Consider the following 16,888-nt stretch of genomic DNA (forward strand, 5'->3'; position numbering starts at 1 on the left):
AGAAAGTATTAAGATTTATTTCTACTTGGTCCGGGAGTACGCTTAGAGCGCTGAAGGTAGCTGAAGCTAACCTTAAACAAGCAATAGCCCAGCATTCCTCCTATCAGGTTCAGGAGAATATCATCAATATCTGCAGACGCCCCCAGAAAATATTGCACAAACTCAATCATGAAGCTTACAGTAAAGACTATCATTGCGCTTCGCCCGAAAGACCTCAGCCTTGAAAATAACAAGGGTAGAGAGCAGCCGAATGGAATAAACATAATGATATTGGCAACAGCCTGCACAAGCATCTTCTCCTCAGACATGCCTTCTGAAGCCCTGAGCCAGCTTAAGGGAATAAGATTCAAATGATAGACCTTCGGATGGAAAGCGTCTTCCCCCCATGCGGAGAAAATTGTAGCATACAGCACAATAAGACAAGCTCCGGCAAATAATAATATGCTCAGTTGCCGGACTACACTCACTCTCTCCTTCAATAAGAAAAACACCGGCAGATAGAGCACTGCAACTGCGGCAATCAATATTCCTCCGATGATGAAATAGCCTATTAAATCAGCCATATTAACCTCCTTGTGAGAAAAGCGGCAGCCGGACACAGAATACTGTTGTCCCTTGGCCGCTCTGCAGGTCAATCTCTCCCCCGTGCCGGGTAATAATTTCTCTGGTAATAGCAAGCCCAAGACCTGACCCTCCAGTCTTCGTAGAACGCGCATCATTCAAACGGTAGAACTTTTCAAATATTTTATCCTGTTTATCATCCGGAATCATCGCTCCGATGTTCATGAAGGTAATAATTGCCCTACCCTCAAGAGTCTTCGCGGATACCTCAATCGTGCTGTTATCATCACTGTAGGCGATGGCATTCTTGAGAATATTATTGAATGCCCGCGCCAATTTATCAGAATCACCATGAACCGTTATCGTATCCTCCACCTCAACAATCATCTTCTTCCCGGCGGGTGATAGTATAGGATAGAATTCATCCGGCATTTGGACCAGCATATAAGAGATATCGACAAGCTGCTGATTCAATTGGAAGGTCTGCTGATTATACCGTTCAACTTCAAAAAAATCATTGATTAAACGCTCCAGGTGATACGCCTTATCCAACGCTATTTTCATATAATGCTGCTGCTGCTCATACGGCAAATTGGGAGTTTCATTCAATAAGCTTAAATATCCAAGGACAGAAGTGAGCGGTGTTTTTATATCATGCGCCAGATACATCACAAGATCTCTTTTGTTCTGCTCAGTCACCTGTACCTCCAGAGCACGGTTTTGCAGAGTTTGCTTAACAAATATCAGCCTCTGCTCCATTGAAGACATCTCCGGCGACAGCTTGATCTCCGCATCATCTTGGATTAAAGCATCGACTCCTGTATCGACCTCATTAAAGTACTTAGTAAACCAAGATAGTGAAAAATAAAAAAACAGTAAAAAAAATGCTGATATGACAGTCAGCATAATGATCTCCCAATGTTCACGAAGAGCACTATTGTAAATTGAAAGCGCCTGTTCATACTCATATCCTGTAAAGAATTGCAACAGCCGGACACCCTCCTCGCCCAGCCTTCCCCGCACTAATAGATACAGCCCATCCACTGCCACAAGAGCAAGAGCAATCAATACAAGCATCCTAATAAATACTTTCGCTCTCAGCTTTGAGTATTTCAGGGTCAATGGCTTTTTACGCTTCAATTTTATATCCAACTCCCCAGATTGTCCGAATCCATTTCGGATGGTCTACGGAATCCTTCATTTTTTCACGCAGATGCCGGATATGCACAGTGATCGTATTGTTGTTTTTATTGTAATATTCATTTCCCCATATCGCATGAAATAACTGCTCGGAGCTAACCACTCTTCCCCTATGCTCACACAGCATTCTGAGAATCGAAAATTCAGTGGGTGTAAGAGACAAGGCCTCTTCGTTCAGCCAGCACTCGTGCGTGTCCACATTCATACGTAAGCCCGAATAGGATATGATGCCTTCGTCCGACTTAGATATGGACCGGTACTTTGTATACCTGCGCAACTGCGCTTTCACACGTGCAACCATTTCAAGCGGACGGAACGGCTTGGTTATATAATCATCCGCTCCCAGAGTAAGACCAGTAATTTTGTCCGTCTCTTCATCCTTGGCCGTTAGCATAATGACAGGAAAATGGTGATTCTCCCGAATACGCTGGCATACCATAAACCCGTTAAGATCCGGGAGCATAATATCCAGAATAGCGAGATCAACTTGTTCGCGCTCAATATAGTCTAGAGCATCTTGCCCATTATCAAATTTTGCAACATTGTAATTTTCATTTTTCAAATAAATTTCAATAAGATCGGTGATGGCTTGCTCATCATCCACCACTACAATATTTTCAATCATTTGGTTATCACCTGCCTTCATTGCATGAATACAGCCATTGTAGCAGAAAATCCCAGGAGAGAATGTAGTATTTTTCTTATTAAATTCTTAAGATTATCCTAAAATAGCGTACATGCTTCCATTCAGCCATGCTTCATCAACTACTACCGCAATCTCTTCTCCCTGGTTAAGCCAAGCTGATATTTGCTCTAAAACCAGTTCACAAGATACCTCATTAAGAATCGAACAATATTCTTTCATTGCATATATGGGTTCATGATAAAGAGCCGAAGATATTAATTCTTTCATAATCAGCTCTCGCGTTAGTTCGTTTTCCATAATTTGATTTCTGTAGGCTTTAATAATCTCCGGCAGCAAGTCATTGGCGGCTAACAAACTAATCGTTTCACGATAAATAAATCGGAAAATCTGATTGGTATATAACCCACTCTCAAGATTGATTGACATGGGAAAATAAATACAGAGAAATGTATAGAATTCATTGTAACGAAGCTTAGCGACATAGATAGCATCCGTTGAAAAGATTATCCGCAGACAATAATCCAAAACTACAAGGCCGATATCCTTAACGACTTTTCCACGAGAACGATCTTCAGAGCCTGTCTGTGCTTCGTACACAAATAAGCTACACTTGGTAGCTTCTACTGTTCTGAATACATATTTATTAGCTACAGCACTGTACATAGGGGCTTGGCGCTCTTCATTTAATGGCTGAAATCGCTTGACAGTCCTGATAGTTTCCATATTATCACGGCAGCATTGTCTCAGCTTCTCGTCATTGCTCCAGCTTACCACTAAGATATGGGCTAACGCTCTACAGTATGTCCTTTGGTGGAACGCTTGCATTTCCTCATAAGTAATATCATCCAGACAATCTCTGGTTCCCAGAGGTAACGAGTCAATCAGTTCAGAGTTATCCATCAGGATCTTGAAAAGGTTGTGTGGATTATTCTCATTTAACCGCTCATATTCTTCATTGATATCTCTATAAGCCTCCTCCATATCGCTCTTTTTTAACAACCGCCCCGAGTAAATTTCTAGTAACAGTTTAATAGCCTGGCAGATATCATCCGTATTATCAGAACAAGTTATTTCATAGAGTGTTTTATCAAAATCCGTTGTTCCTTTAATCCTGAACGGACCGGGAGCAATCTGCGAAGCATTCGCTAGAGAGAGAATGAGCATATGCTCCAGATAATGCGCTATCCCTTTGCATTCCCTATCATCAACAGAACCTACTTTGACAGCTAGTGTAATGATGGCATCTTGGGCCTTAGCTTCTTTCCTGAAGTGTACATAATCCAAATTCAAATAATTATCCAAGTACAGACAGCCTTCCTTCATTGACACCGTCTCCTAAATTATATTTCTCGGCCTGAAGTGTGAATAATTCTTTGAATTTGCCGTCTTTGCACATAAGCTCTTCAAATGAACCGCATTCGCTGATTCGATGATCGTCAATCACGATAATCTGATCCACCAGTTTGGCTGTAGTAAATCTGTGTGAAATTAAAATGCAGGTTCTGCTTCTGATCATCTCTTTGATTCCCATGTAAAACTCATGTTCAGCAACAGGGTCAAGGGATGCCGTAGGCTCATCCATAATGGTTATTGGTGCATCCGCGAAAAAAGCCCGGGTAATTGCAAGCTTTTGCCACTGACCGACAGAAATTTCAGTTCCTTCGGACCATTCATTTTGCAATTGAGTTTGATAGCTATGGGGTAGCTTATTAATAAATTCCGCAGCTCCCGTACGCTGTGCGGAATCATACATTCTCAATGTATGCTCTTTATCTTCAAATTTGCCGAACCTGATATTATCCTCCACACTCATTGGATAGTGAATGAAATCCTGGAATACCACCGAAAAGTTGTTCCTGTAAGAATTTTTGCTGAAGGATCGGATATTAACGCCATCAACAGTTATATCGCCACAGCTAGGCTCATACAATCCGCTTAGTATTTTGATAAGGGTGGTTTTACCGGAGCCGTTCAAACCCACAATAAGATAGGATTGTCCAGCCCTTAGCTCAAAATTAATATCTTCAAGAACATACGTATCCAGTTTCGGATACTTAAAATACACATGATGCAGGATAATGCTTCGGAAATTCTTGAGCGATACCTCACTCCCTAATGACGAGGAGGTGGTTTCTTTATCCAACAAATCGAATAGAGTATTCATATATAAGTTATCATTGTAAGTATTAGCAAAGGTCACAATCATATTTCCAATGGCTTGCATAAGATTCTCAATGGAATTGATATACATTACAATAAGGCCTACACCGAGTTTTCGTTTTATACCATCAATAATGATGTACAGGGTAAAACAGAACTTAGTGAGCAATTCGAGGGAATCTCCAAATGCCTGAATAGCTGTATTCCGTTTTCGGATACCTCTGTCTTCAGTTAAATATTTTTTATACGTAGTTGAAACCCTTTGAATCAACTCTTCCCCCGCACGGGCAATTTTAAGCTCTTTAATATTTTCGTATCTAATCATTAATGACTTGATCGCCGTGACCAAGCGCAGATTCTCCAGTCTGCTGTTATAAATGGTATGCAATCTTGAGGATATCTTAATATTGATAACCAGCACAGGAATGAAGGTCAACAAAAGTAGTCCAATGATAGCTGGCTTATATAAAACAATGATTCCGATTACTCCTAATAGAACTACACCATTTTGAAGAATAGACACTAAATTATTAAGTACACTGATAGATCGGCCTAATGCCTCACTGTTCACCTTATTAAGTTGGTCATACAAAATGGGATCATCAAAATGTATGATTTCCAAACCGTTAATTTTATCAAGAATTATATTTGTTATGTACAAATTCAGATAATCACTTTGCATATCCTTATAAAACTTGCTTATTTTTTGGAGGATGCCATTCAGCACCCAAATCCCACAATTTAAAGCAAGCCACAATATCACATCGCTTAATCCATAATCACTGTTTATGTAAGCTAGTGTATTCAGAAACCGCCCCCATATAATGGTATTCACCGGGACGATAATTCCAAGAAGAAGCGTGATAATTAAGATTGCAGTCATTGTTTTCTTCGATGCCTTCCAGACAAAACCCAAAGTTCTACTAGCAACGCCAATGTTATTCCAAAAATCAGTAAGTAGTGATTTCATCTTTTCACCTACCACAAATCAACAAGAAGAAGCCCTTAACAGCAGAACTTCTTCCCGTTAATTTAGATTGTGTTAGCTTCTGTGAATCGTAGTAGTAGCGTTTCTATCATTGCCGGAACCATAGCTCGAGCTGGTACAATCACAGCCGCAGTGGAAGCAACTATCACTATTGCCGCGTGCACCGGTAAACTGGCCACCGCCGGAACCACACATACATGCCATAGGCTCAAAGTGCGCTTCCAGACCCGAACTCATGTCCCGTCCGACAGGATTAATCAGTTTCATACTTCTTCCTCCTCTTTAGTCACATTTATAAAAATATACAGTTGTATATTTTTACCTCACTTTGCAATAATCTCATTAAGCTCCATTAGAGATTCTGGATCATGTTCCAGAATTTCATGATACAAACTTAGACTCTGATCAAGAAGATACCTGATATATCTGCAACCACTATGGCGGTATGATAAATCGACTTTTTCCTCGTCAAAACAATCAATGTAGCAGCTTGTGCACAAATGCACTGCCCAGCATTTGTTGCAGTATTCAACAGATTTCTCCATGAAGTTATGGACGTAATGTTTCTGGATGGATTGGATATCAAATCCGCTATCCACATTGCCTAAAAACGGAACGCTGCCTACTCGCTCACATGGCAAAAAATTACCATCCACATTAACATGAAGCCGTCTTGAGCCAGGCACACAACAACCATTAAAATAATAATTATCCATTGGAACCGGCCTGATATCTCGTCTATGAATCATATGAAGAAATTTCCTCATTTGACCGTTGGAAAATAGCTTATTTCGAGCAGTTGCATCTCTCTTATTCTCCACACTCCACGAAAACAGCGGGTCAATAGATTTATCTTCCCTATAGGATTTATCCTCAAGACTTGTCGGTTCCAGATACTCTTCTCCAGTACGACCATAAGACACGTAGGAGGCATTTACAGTCACTGGTTTGGGCAGCCATTCTGTATTATCAAAAAAATCTTGAATCTTATTATATTTCTCCACCAGATTAGAACCGCTTGCAACCAGGCTGAAGTATAAAGTATCACCACTTTCATCCTTAGAACGGTTCTTTTCTTTAGCCTCTACAAGATATTTTATGCCACGCATGACATGCTTGAAGCTTCCGCTTCCATCCTGAAAGATGCGATTCTCATCATGAATCTCCTCTGGTCCGTCTAGACTAACCAGCACAACAAAATTATGTTCAACCAGATATTGAGCAATTTCTTTCGTAACTAGAACTGCGTTTGTAGTCATTGAAAAACCCAATTTTTTATCAACGACAAGCTTCTCAGCATATTCTACACATTGCTTAATTAATTTAAAGTTCAGCAGAGGTTCTCCGCCATAAAATGCAAGGAAAAATTCCTCTTCTACTCTCGGATAGGTATAGTCGATAGCTTTTTTAGCAGTCTCAAAGGTCATATCGCGCTCATTATATCCGTGAAAATCATTATGAGACTCTTGATAAATACAGTATTTACACCTTAAATTGCATCGCTCAGTGACCTCTAAAGTGAGTTGGTTCATATTGTATTCCAGATAATTCTCCAGAGCGCTGACATGAGGACCGGAGAAGCATGTAACTGGCGGCGCTGATAAAATATGTTCCTCAGCTATGCATTCTTTAATTTCCAGCAGAGCTGCTATAAGTACTTTATTTTCCATTTTAAGCTCTAAAAGTGAATCAAACTGATCCGAGTCAAAAAGACATGATAAAACTGCGTAAACATTCTCGTTAATCTGAAAAATTTTCCCTGTTCCCGTATCATAAAAGTATTTCCGTTCCGATGTCTCAAAGGGTTTACCCAATCGGTAGAATTGATTATCCTTTTTTAAATCTTGAAAAAACGGCTTGAATTCCATAATTTTAGAGTCTAGTGTTTCATTAACCATAACGTTATCATCCACCTTTACTCGTTTATGGTACTCATTTGTAATATGTAATTAAATTCACAAAGTTAATGTCTGATTGAAATCTATCATTTAAATACAACAATGTATATAATTCCAAGCTGAGTGGTAACTATATTTGACTGTGCGGTATTCTTAGGGGAATCTCTTAAGTATCCTGGATAGGAGATATGGGAACAACTATAGTAGTTCTGAATACTGTACTGTTATATGAATACTTGAAAGTTCCACCACATCTACTTGCCGCAGCCTTTATGGATCTTAACCCATACCCATGATGCAACTTGTTTGGTTTGCTCGTTTTCAATAGGCCAGTACCATGAATAAGCTTATGATGATATGGATTTGTAACCACAATAGATAAATAATTTTTGTAACAAAAAATCTTCACATTAAGATACCTTTCCTTCTCCATAACCCCCAAGTTTGCCTCAATTGCATTATTAAGAACATTAGTTAATATAGCGGATAAATAGGTAGGTGCAATGCTTAATTCTGGTAGACTATCAATCTCAAATTCCACAGCAATATTCTTTTTTTTGCATACAGCGATTTCATAGTTCAATATAGAATCAATATATTTACTACCACACTGTATTACAGGCTTAGAGCGCTCCAGAGTGGCTGAAATCGCCTGAATATATTCTATAGATTCCTCTATGCAATTCTCTTTCAATAAGTAGGCTATGTTGGCAAGGTTATTTCCAATATCATGCCTAATTTGCTTCAAGTCATAAGCCGAGATTTCATCAGTTGCCAATTGCTGCTCCAGTAGCTTATTTTGTAGTTCAAGACTTCTCCTTTGCTGCTCTTTTTGATAGAACAATTCCCCGAATAGATAAATAATTAATAATGACATTAGTAAGAAATAAATAGATACTCTAAAGGACAGCCATAATAATTCTGGGTTCGTGCTTGAGAATTTACTATTTATTACTCTATGAGAATTGACAATGACCACCAAGGCTCCAAGCATCACGTCTATGCAAACCCACGACTTAATCGTTAGATTAAAGTTTATTTTTTTGATAAATATCAAATTTAATACTATGACTGCTAATCTAATACAAAAAAATACTATTAGTTGTAAAATATTAAATAAATAATTATCCTGATTTGCCCAGCCTGCTAAAGAGAATATGCCAATTGTCAAAATATCGCTAATTACTAAAAAGTATTCAGTAAATAAAATAAGAAATAATTTAAATAAAATCATATCTTTATATAATACATGTATAGTTATTAGTGTTATCACCATTACTATAAGCGCTTTCATTATAATGGGCGCCACAGGATAAAACTGTGTAATAAGAGATTTAACTATTACAGCTAGGAGAAACACAACAATTTTCCAATAACCCTTTGTTCTACACTTTAGGAACTTATTAATGAACCAATACCCGAGAGCACTTTCTACAAGTAAAAAAGAATATCCATTGGTCATTCCTGACATCGGTTGACCTCACTGATCACATCAACGAATTTTTCGAGAACCTGATGTCTTTTCCTTCTGCTTAATGGCAATGTAATTCCGTTATCCAAACGAATCTCCGCATCATCTATAGAAAATATGTACTTAAGATTTACGATACATGCCCTATATATTTCAACAAACCCCAAGGAATTGTAATGTTCTATTAGGTCTATGAATTTGCAGCAATGTAACACATATGTTTTGGTTCGAGTATGTAAGTAAGTAATCCTATTAAGAGTTTCAAAATAGATGATGTCATCCAAGGGTACTTTAATGGTCATTTCCCTATCCCCGGCAAGATTAACTCTGAAAATTTGATTCTGCGGGTGTTCTTCCGTAATGACCTTTCCCAATCGTTTGATAACTGCCGGTAATCTATCTTCCAGTAGCTGCTTAGGCAAAAAATCACTTACATTGAATTGAAAGGTGCTTAATATCTCCTGTTCAAATGAAGTCATAAACACCAGCTTAAAATGGCTATCCAAAATGCGAAGTCTTCTTGCCGCTTCTTTTCCATTCATGAAGGGCATGTCAATATCCAAGAATATGAGATCAAAATATGGATTATACTCTTCAAATCTCTTAATCAATATCTCCGCTTTTGTAAAGCAATATATGGAGACCGGAATCTTCAAAGCTTGGAATGTCTTTTGAACTACAGGAAGAATTCCATCTAAAAAGTCTCTATCATCATCACACAACGCCACATTTAACATACTTTCCCTCCTATGATCCTCTTTGTTTTTATTTTAAAAACATAAAAGAATGCAAGAAACCAATTAAATAGGAATCATTAGTATTAACAATATCATAGAAGTGCAATACTTTCCCATAATTTATAATTATCCATCTCATTATTCCATAAAAAATACAAATAAATCCAGTCATCACTTACCCAGTAAAACCTTAAAAGCCCGGTCCCCAAAAGGACCAGGCTCTTTCACTTTCAGCTTCCACGCACACGGTCAGAGGAATGACTCCCTTGGTCTCGCCTGATCTCACCGAATCTCGCCTGATTTCACCAGGTCTCACAGAACCCCCAGGCGTTACCGTTCCGCCAGCGCCACCGTAACCTGCTCCACCAGCTTCTCCGGCTTCGCCGTGTTCCTGGAGCGGCAGTTCAGGAATTCCACTTCTTCCCCATTCTCAACATAAAAAGCCGGGCCGTCGTGGTTCTCAATAGTGACCTGCTGGAACTGCACCTGACGGACATTGCCGAGGAAGAAGCCCCGGCGCTGCATGTCCTGAAGCCCTGCCATCATATCGGGCTGGCCGGGCACAGCGTGCTCCGCCATCGAGATATCGATGTTGGTGAAGGTGATTTCCGAGACGGCCTGCTCGGCAAGCCCATACAGGAAGCCGGCAGCGGCATGAACATTGCGGGCCGTAATGTTGGCATAATGAATCCGCCGGAACTGCGGCGTCTCCGCTGTCACCGGATACGGATTCTTGTCCCAGACGTATTTCTCCTTCCCCCTGGGTCCGCAGAAGTAATAAAGGTTCAGCGTGAAGGGACAAATCACATCCTCCATCACTATATTGCTGATTCGGATATCCTCAATAATCCCGCCCCGTCCCCGCCGGGACTTCATGCGGATGCCGCGGTCCGTCTGCTTGAACACACAATTGCTGATCGTTACATTGCGGATATCGCCGCTCATCTCACTGCCCAGCACCACCGCGCCATGGCCGTGAACCATCACGCAGCCCGTAATCGTGATATTCTCGCAGGGAATCCGCTCCTGGGTATCCTCGGTACCTGCCTTTATGGCAATGCAGTCATCGCCGACATCAATATGGCAGTTGCTGATGCGCACATCCTGGCAGGATTCGGGATTAATTCCGTCGGTATTCGGCGAATCGGCCGGATTCAGGATCGACAGATTATCGATCATCACATTGCTGCAATGGATCGGATTCACCGTCCAGCTTGGAGAATTCATCAGCGTCAGATCGCGGAGCGTCACCCGGCTGCAATCGTCGAAGCCAATCAGCCTCGGGCGGGGATACTCCAGCTCTTCCGGGCGGTTCCGGTGCTTCTCCCACCAGGGTTCCCCATTCCCGTCAATGGTTCCGCTCCCGGTAATCGAGACATTAGTCAGGCCCGCTCCGTAGATGCAGGCGGCATGAACCTCCCGCTTCACCCCTTCCCACCGTGATTCCACGACAGGATAATCCGCCGGATCGGCACTGAAGAACAATACCGCACCGGGACTTAAGTGCAGCTCCAGGTTGCTGCGCATACGCACTGCACCTGTCACATAAGTCCCCGCTGGAATATACACCATCCCGCCACCCGCACGGGTCGCCGCCGCAATAGCATCCGCAATCGCCTGCGTTGCTGATACCCCGCTGTCCCGTTGCGCTCCGTAATCTACTATATTAAACACCCTGCACCTCCATTCTTTACTCTAGCTGCCGGTTCACGTAACCTCAGCTCTGTTACGCCTGTATCAGGAGCATCTGCTTCCGGCTCTATCATGCATATGCCTAACCAGCAGCCTCTACCCTATCACCCTTATGCCTTATACAAATCCTGCATCTCCACACAAGCCATCACCAGTGCGCCTACCCCGTGCAGATCATTACTGACCTTCGGGCGGGTAACATAGTTCCGGTAATCTCCCGCCGAGGTCCCGATACAGATATCCGGCAGCAGCAGCCGGCCCTGCTCATCCCACTGGAGCACCTGAATTAAGCCTTCGTAGCCCTTACGCGCTGCTTCCGCCGCTTCATCCGTAACTTCAGCCGGAAGGATACCCAGCTTCACTGCTCTGGCAATCGTGTAGACGAACAGACAGGAGCCTGAGGTCTCCAGCCAGTTGTCCGGCTCCTGTCCCTTATCCACCACCTGATACCACAGGCCGCTCTGCGGGTCCTGATAACGGATCAGCGCCTGCACGAACCCGCACAGCTCGGCAGCCAGCTCCGCCCGCCCCGGATCAGTCTCCGGCAGCTCATCCATGAACTGCGAGACGGCAAGCCCGTACCAGCCAAGCGAACGGCTCCAGAACTCCGGCGAGCAACCAGTGGCAGGATTGGCCCACGGCATGCGGCGGCTCTCATCCCAGGCATGGTAGAGCAGGCCGGTCGCCTCGTCCTTCATATATTTGCGCATCAGACGCTCCTGGTGCAGGACCTCGGCCCGCAAGGCATCGTCTCTATAAGTATTCGCGTACTTCAGCGAGAACACCCCGGCCATGTACAGTCCATCCAGCCACATCTGGTTCGGATATTTGTCCTTATGCCAGTACCCGCCTTCGGAGGTCCGGTTCAGCGTCAGCAGCAGATGGCGGAGTTTGACTGCAGCTTCCCGGTATTTCCGCTTGCTGGTCCGTTCATACAGCGTGAAGAGCAGCAGCCCCGCCTGAACGGCATCCAGCTCATCCCGGGCAAAGTCGAAGTTCCCCTGCTCATCCACCAGATCATCCACATACTGCTTAATATAATCGATATAGCGGTCCTCCCGGAGCGTCTTCCACAGCAGCTCCATCCCGCACAGGAACACGCCCTGGTGATAATGCCAGCGGTGCGCAGGCGGGAGCTCTCCCGCCTCATACGTATCCATTAATGAATCACAGGCCTTTTGCGCCCATTCAATCGGTGTTTGCGGCAGACTGCCTATCATCGTAATACCCCTTTCATCTTGTCAGAATAGCCCGCCCGTCCCCAGGAACTAGCCCTTCATCGAGCCCAGCATCGCACCCTTGGCAAAATGCTTCTGCAGGAACGGATACACCATCAGGATCGGCAGCGTAGCGACCACGATAACTGCCATCTTGATCGTCTGATCCGGCGGCGGAACCGTGCCGTCCAGCGTCGCACTGTGATCCATCCCGCTGGCCAGCACGACGATCTGCCGCAGCAGGACCTGAATCGGCCATTTAGCGCTGTTATCCAGATAGAGAATGGCGCTCATATACGTGTTCCAGTACGTCACGGCGTAGAATAGAGAGATCGTGGCAATCGCGGGCAGCGAGAGCGGCAGGACGATTTTGAACAGAATCCCGAAGTCATTGCAGCCGTCGATCTTGGCCGATTCCTCCAGCCCCTCCGGAATGTTCTGGAAAAAGTTCTTGAGGATAATCATATTGAATGCACTGATCGCGGAAGGAAGAATTAGCGCCGCATACGAATCGATCAGCCCCAGCTCCTTCACCACGAGGAACGTAGGAATCATTCCCCCGTGGAACAGCATCGTGAACACCACCAGGAAGTTGAACACCCGGCGGCCGTCCAGATCCTTGCGGGAGAGACCGTAGGCCATCAGCGCCGTAACGAACATACTGAACAGCGTGCCTATGAGCGTAACCCCGATCGACACACCCAGAGCTCTGAAGATGGTATTCGTGGAGAAAATAAATTTGTACGCCTCGAAGCTCCATACCTTCGGAATCAGCACGAACTTGTTGGCAGCCAGCTCAGCACTTGTAGTGAAGGAGCCTGCTACCACGTGGACGAACGGCAGCACCGTTACCAGCGCGATCAGGGCGAGCAGTATAAAGTTGACGGCAGAGAATAGTCTGCCGCTGAATGTACGGTCTTCTACCATTTGAATTCCTCCTGCGGCATTTTAATAAACGCCTTCTTCTCCTATTTTCTTGGACACCTTGTTGACGGTCATAACCATAATCAGGCCCACAATCGACTTGAAGAAGCCGATGGCTGTACTGTAGCTGAACTGCCCTTGCCGCAGACCGGCGGTATAGACATACGTATCAATAATTTCCGCAACCTCGCGGTTCATGGAGTTGAGCAGCAGGTAGACATGCTCGAAGCCCAGGTCGAGAACGGAACCGATTTTCAGAATAAACAGGGTGATGATCACTCCCCGGATGGCTGGAAGCGTAATATGCCAGACCTGTCTGAGCCGTCCGGCTCCGTCCATACGCGAAGCTTCATAGAGCCCCGGATCAATAGCCGCAATAGAAGCCAGATAGATAATCGTGCCCCAGCCTGCTTCCCGCCAGATGACCTGAAGGATATACATCGGCCGGAACCAGCCCGGACTCAGCAGGAAATTGATCTTGGCGAAGCCGAAGTAAGCCAGCAGCTCGTTGATAATCCCCCCGTCCATCGTCACCATGACGAAGGAGATCGAGACGACGATAACCCAAGACATGAAGTGCGGCAGATACACTAGGGTCTGGAAGAATCTTTTGAAGAAGGTGCCTCTGAGTTCATTAAGCATCAGGGCCAGAATAATCGGAATCGGAAAATAAATCAGAATGTTCATCCCGAACAGAATCAGCGTATTCGCCAAAATGTTCAGGAAATCCGGCTCGGTGAACAGCCGGCTGAAATGCTTCATGCCCACCCATTCGCTACCGGTAATCCCTTGGTAAGGCTTGTAATCCTGGAAGGAAATAATCAGTCCGTACATCGGCAAATATTTGAAGATAATGAAATACAGCACGCCGGGGATCAGCATGACATAGAGCAATTTGTTGCGCCACAGCCGCTTTTTCAGCTCACTGCTGCTCTTATATTTCTTCGGCATGGGTTCGGGAACTACGCGGGGCGGGGCGGATACTTCCTGCATGATTCTCTTCCTTTCTCTGTAAATTATTCGGGTAGTAGAAAAAGGCTGCCGGAGCGCTAACCCGGGGCAGCCCTCTTCCTGTTCAGTCCGCTGCTATAGCAGCTGCGCTCTGCTTATTTGGTGTACGCGGCATTGTATTCTTCGATAATCTTCGCCCCGCCCCGGCTCTTCCAGTTCTCCACTTCTTTCTCGAATCCGGCCTTATCCAGCTGACCGTACATATATTTGTAAGTGGCATCCGCAATAATCTGCTGAAGCTCTACGCCCTTGGACGTATAGGTAGCCGAGTCGAGCGCCGCCGTAGGATCTGCGACCCCGTATTTCACGTTCTCCAGCACCAGCTCCTCCGCATGAATCCGGCCCGGCAGCACGTTCAGACTCTGATACATGCCGTTCGTTTCGTATTCGCCAATGACGCTGTCCTTGAAGCCTTTGACCTCACGTTCGATCAGCTCTTTATTGTCGGTCGCTTTGGCCTTGCCGTCCACGACGGTGTAGTGTGTGCCTTCAATGCCCCAGTACATCAGATTGGCTACCTCAGGGGTCATCATCGCGTCGAAGAACTTCAGAATCTTCTTCAGTTCCGCCTCATCCTTGACTGCCGATTTCGGGAACAGCACTACGTTGTTGTAGCCGGGAATCATCCACTGGGCGAATTTGCCGTCAGGTCCAGCCACCATGCTATGCGTATCCAGTACGGCATCCGGCACGTTCTTGATCAAGTCCTTGTTCAGGGAATCGATGTCCTGCATCGAGCCGCCGATATACAGCCCGGCCTTGCCGCTGGTGAACATATTGACCGCATCCGTCTTACTGGTTGCCGCGAAGTCCTGGTTCATATAACCGCCTTCACGCAGCTTGCGGAAGAAATCCATCGTGTCGATGTATTGCGGAAAAGTGAACTCCGGTGCCAGCTGTCCATCCTTCTCCGCCCAGTTGTTCGGCGTGCCGAACCAGGAGGAGACCGTCTTGAAGGCACCGTACACCAGCTCATTGCGGTCCACAACACCGATAGTATCCTTCTTCCCGTTGCCGTCCGGGTCCTTCTCGGTGAAGGCTTGGGCCATGGCGAACAGCTCCTCGGTATTGGCCGGTGCTTTCAGACCCAGCTTATCCGCCCAGTCCTTGCGGTAGATGATGCCCTGGCGGGCCAGCGGACGGCCGATGTATAGGGTATACAGCTTGCCGTCGACCTTGGTGTTGTTCAGGATCTCCGGCTTCAGCTTGTTCAGGTTCGGGAATTCGCTGAGCAGCGGCCCGATCTCCCAGAACTGTCCGTCCTTGATCGCTTCCTTCATCTGCAGGAAGGTGGTCTGGTTCTTCAGGTACGTCACCTGCGGCAGGGAACCGGTGGCGAACGAGGAGTTCAGCTTCTCTTCATACGTGTCAGCCGGAAAGAACTGATAAGTCAGCTTTGTATTCGTCAATTTCTCCACTTCATTCTTGATCGTATCCGGTGGAGTATCTGTCGTATTCAGCGGTAGCATAATCTTGATCTCTGTCGGCTTCTCCGGCTCTGCGGTGGCAGGGTCCGTGGTTGCGGTTGTGTTGGTCCCGGTGCTGGCGCCCGGGTCTTTCGTAGCTGCCGCCTCTTTGTTGTTGTTACCGCCGCAAGCGGACAACATGCTGAGTGTCAGCAGCGAGCTTAGGAGCAGGGTGAAGGATTTTTTCGTCATTCCTTTTTGACCTCCGTTTAACTTGTATTGGTTACAAGCCTCACATTACGCTCTGCGCTGGATTACGAAAACAATCATTTGCTCATAAAGGCAGGCGGGGCGCGGGGGTGTGGGTTAATGATTATCGTGTGATGGGGGGATAGGCATTGAAAGCTTAGTGTGTCGGAACGGTGGTCGGGCAGCAATAGGCGGGATTGCGTTGCAGCGGCGGGGGGCGGGGGGCTGAGGTGGAGCGGGACTGCGCTGGCAGGATGGGAGCTACGGCGGGCGGGACTGCGTAAGCTTTGGACTTCCGGCCGCTGTTGTCTCCAGATGTTCTTGATTATATGCCTGCAGCAGATAACATCCGGAGACAAAGGCGGACGCTAACGCTCCTCCAGTTCCAAACCTCCCTCCGTCCCTTTCTGCCGCTCCAGGCTGGGGGCTTTCAAGGCCTATCCTTGAAAGGGAGGGCAAAGGGAATAGCCCCGCCGCTTCGCGCGGCGGGGCCTTGAAGTATGCTGTGTAGCGGGCGAGGAAGAAAAGGATAGAGTGAAGGTGCTGTAGGAGGCCGGATTGGGTCAGCTTTTGCTGCCTTAGGTGGGCTGAATAGGATTATAGGTGAACAGTCCCTCTATTACTCAAAATCCTGCACAAAATGCAACACTCCGCTCATGAAACTAACCATTATCAAAAAATGTTGCAGAAAAAGCAGCATTCCTTCTCTTCTAAGCCGCCCAAAGAGA

The 16,888-nt window shown here is 45.4% G+C and carries 14 protein-coding genes; all 14 read right to left on the reverse strand.

The window, feature by feature from the left end:
• Nucleotides 1-8 precede the first annotated feature (8 nt).
• Nucleotides 9-563 (reverse strand): VanZ family protein, encoded by a 555-nt coding sequence (locus C162_RS31900; protein WP_051494088.1) that lies wholly within the window; start codon nt 561-563, stop codon nt 9-11.
• Between the two features lies 1 nt (nt 564).
• A complete protein-coding gene (locus C162_RS31905) occupies nt 565-1,701 on the reverse strand; it encodes a sensor histidine kinase (RefSeq protein ID WP_235218592.1) in 1,137 nt (378 codons plus the stop codon).
• The gene (gene vanR, locus C162_RS31910; protein ID WP_036701805.1) at nt 1,691-2,386 is read right to left on the reverse strand and encodes a VanR-ABDEGLN family response regulator transcription factor; all 696 of its coding nucleotides are present in this window, start codon (nt 2,384-2,386) and stop codon (nt 1,691-1,693) included. Before vanR ends, C162_RS31905 begins: the two co-directional genes overlap by 11 nt.
• Before the next feature lie 93 nt (nt 2,387-2,479).
• Complete coding sequence (locus C162_RS31915) at nt 2,480-3,730, reverse strand: insulinase family protein (protein WP_036701807.1); 1,251 nt, start codon at nt 3,728-3,730, stop codon at nt 2,480-2,482.
• Nucleotides 3,702-5,537 (reverse strand): ABC transporter ATP-binding protein, encoded by a 1,836-nt coding sequence (locus C162_RS31920; RefSeq protein ID WP_036701809.1) that lies wholly within the window; start codon nt 5,535-5,537, stop codon nt 3,702-3,704. The genes C162_RS31915 and C162_RS31920 overlap by 29 nt, the downstream gene beginning before the upstream one ends.
• A gap of 72 nt (nt 5,538-5,609) precedes the next feature.
• Nucleotides 5,610-5,822, reverse strand: coding sequence for an Apre_1838 family putative sactipeptide bacteriocin (locus C162_RS37735; RefSeq protein ID WP_076161002.1), 213 nt, complete (start codon nt 5,820-5,822; stop codon nt 5,610-5,612).
• Between the two features lie 56 nt (nt 5,823-5,878).
• The gene (locus C162_RS31925) at nt 5,879-7,453 is read right to left on the reverse strand and encodes a radical SAM protein (protein WP_036701810.1); all 1,575 of its coding nucleotides are present in this window, start codon (nt 7,451-7,453) and stop codon (nt 5,879-5,881) included.
• A 166-nt stretch (nt 7,454-7,619) separates the two neighbouring features.
• Entirely contained in the window at nt 7,620-8,924 is a 1,305-nt protein-coding gene (locus C162_RS31930) for a sensor histidine kinase (RefSeq protein WP_036701812.1), read from the reverse strand.
• Entirely contained in the window at nt 8,912-9,661 is a 750-nt protein-coding gene (locus tag C162_RS31935; RefSeq protein WP_036701814.1) for a LytR/AlgR family response regulator transcription factor, read from the reverse strand. The genes C162_RS31930 and C162_RS31935 overlap by 13 nt, the downstream gene beginning before the upstream one ends.
• A gap of 330 nt (nt 9,662-9,991) precedes the next feature.
• Nucleotides 9,992-11,335 (reverse strand): glycoside hydrolase family 28 protein, encoded by a 1,344-nt coding sequence (locus C162_RS31940; RefSeq protein ID WP_036701816.1) that lies wholly within the window; start codon nt 11,333-11,335, stop codon nt 9,992-9,994.
• A 128-nt stretch (nt 11,336-11,463) separates the two neighbouring features.
• Entirely contained in the window at nt 11,464-12,573 is a 1,110-nt protein-coding gene (locus C162_RS31945) for a glycoside hydrolase family 88/105 protein (RefSeq protein WP_036701818.1), read from the reverse strand.
• 48 nt (nt 12,574-12,621) lie between these two features.
• The gene (locus C162_RS31950; protein WP_036701820.1) at nt 12,622-13,497 is read right to left on the reverse strand and encodes a carbohydrate ABC transporter permease; all 876 of its coding nucleotides are present in this window, start codon (nt 13,495-13,497) and stop codon (nt 12,622-12,624) included.
• A 21-nt stretch (nt 13,498-13,518) separates the two neighbouring features.
• On the reverse strand, nt 13,519-14,487 hold the full coding sequence (locus tag C162_RS31955; RefSeq protein ID WP_036701822.1) for an ABC transporter permease: 969 nt from the start codon (nt 14,485-14,487) through the stop codon (nt 13,519-13,521).
• Nucleotides 14,488-14,600: 113 nt separating this feature from the next.
• A complete protein-coding gene (locus C162_RS31960) occupies nt 14,601-16,163 on the reverse strand; it encodes an extracellular solute-binding protein (RefSeq protein ID WP_036701824.1) in 1,563 nt (520 codons plus the stop codon).
• Between the last annotated feature and the right edge of the window lie 725 nt (nt 16,164-16,888).

The organism is Paenibacillus sp. FSL R7-269 (assembly GCF_000517865.1).
Classification (GTDB): Bacteria; Bacillota; Bacilli; order Paenibacillales; family Paenibacillaceae; genus Paenibacillus_AQ.

Excerpts from the sequence above, each read along its gene's own strand:
- C162_RS31925 (WP_036701810.1), bottom strand. The coding sequence starts at position 7,453 with ATGGTTAATGAAACACTAGACTCTAAAATTATGGAATTCAAGCCGTTT.
- vanR (WP_036701805.1), bottom strand. The coding sequence starts at position 2,386 with ATGATTGAAAATATTGTAGTGGTGGATGATGAGCAAGCCATCACCGAT.
- C162_RS37735 (WP_076161002.1), bottom strand. The coding sequence starts at position 5,822 with ATGAAACTGATTAATCCTGTCGGACGGGACATGAGTTCGGGTCTGGAA.
- C162_RS31915 (WP_036701807.1), bottom strand. The coding sequence starts at position 3,730 with ATGAAGGAAGGCTGTCTGTACTTGGATAATTATTTGAATTTGGATTAT.
- C162_RS31950 (WP_036701820.1), bottom strand. The coding sequence starts at position 13,497 with ATGGTAGAAGACCGTACATTCAGCGGCAGACTATTCTCTGCCGTCAAC.
- C162_RS31960 (WP_036701824.1), bottom strand. The coding sequence starts at position 16,163 with ATGACGAAAAAATCCTTCACCCTGCTCCTAAGCTCGCTGCTGACACTC.
- C162_RS31930 (WP_036701812.1), bottom strand. The coding sequence starts at position 8,924 with ATGTCAGGAATGACCAATGGATATTCTTTTTTACTTGTAGAAAGTGCT.
- C162_RS31955 (WP_036701822.1), bottom strand. The coding sequence starts at position 14,487 with ATGCAGGAAGTATCCGCCCCGCCCCGCGTAGTTCCCGAACCCATGCCG.
- C162_RS31900 (WP_051494088.1), bottom strand. The coding sequence starts at position 563 with ATGGCTGATTTAATAGGCTATTTCATCATCGGAGGAATATTGATTGCC.
- C162_RS31935 (WP_036701814.1), bottom strand. The coding sequence starts at position 9,661 with ATGTTAAATGTGGCGTTGTGTGATGATGATAGAGACTTTTTAGATGGA.
- C162_RS31920 (WP_036701809.1), bottom strand. The coding sequence starts at position 5,537 with ATGAAATCACTACTTACTGATTTTTGGAATAACATTGGCGTTGCTAGT.
- C162_RS31945 (WP_036701818.1), bottom strand. The coding sequence starts at position 12,573 with ATGATAGGCAGTCTGCCGCAAACACCGATTGAATGGGCGCAAAAGGCC.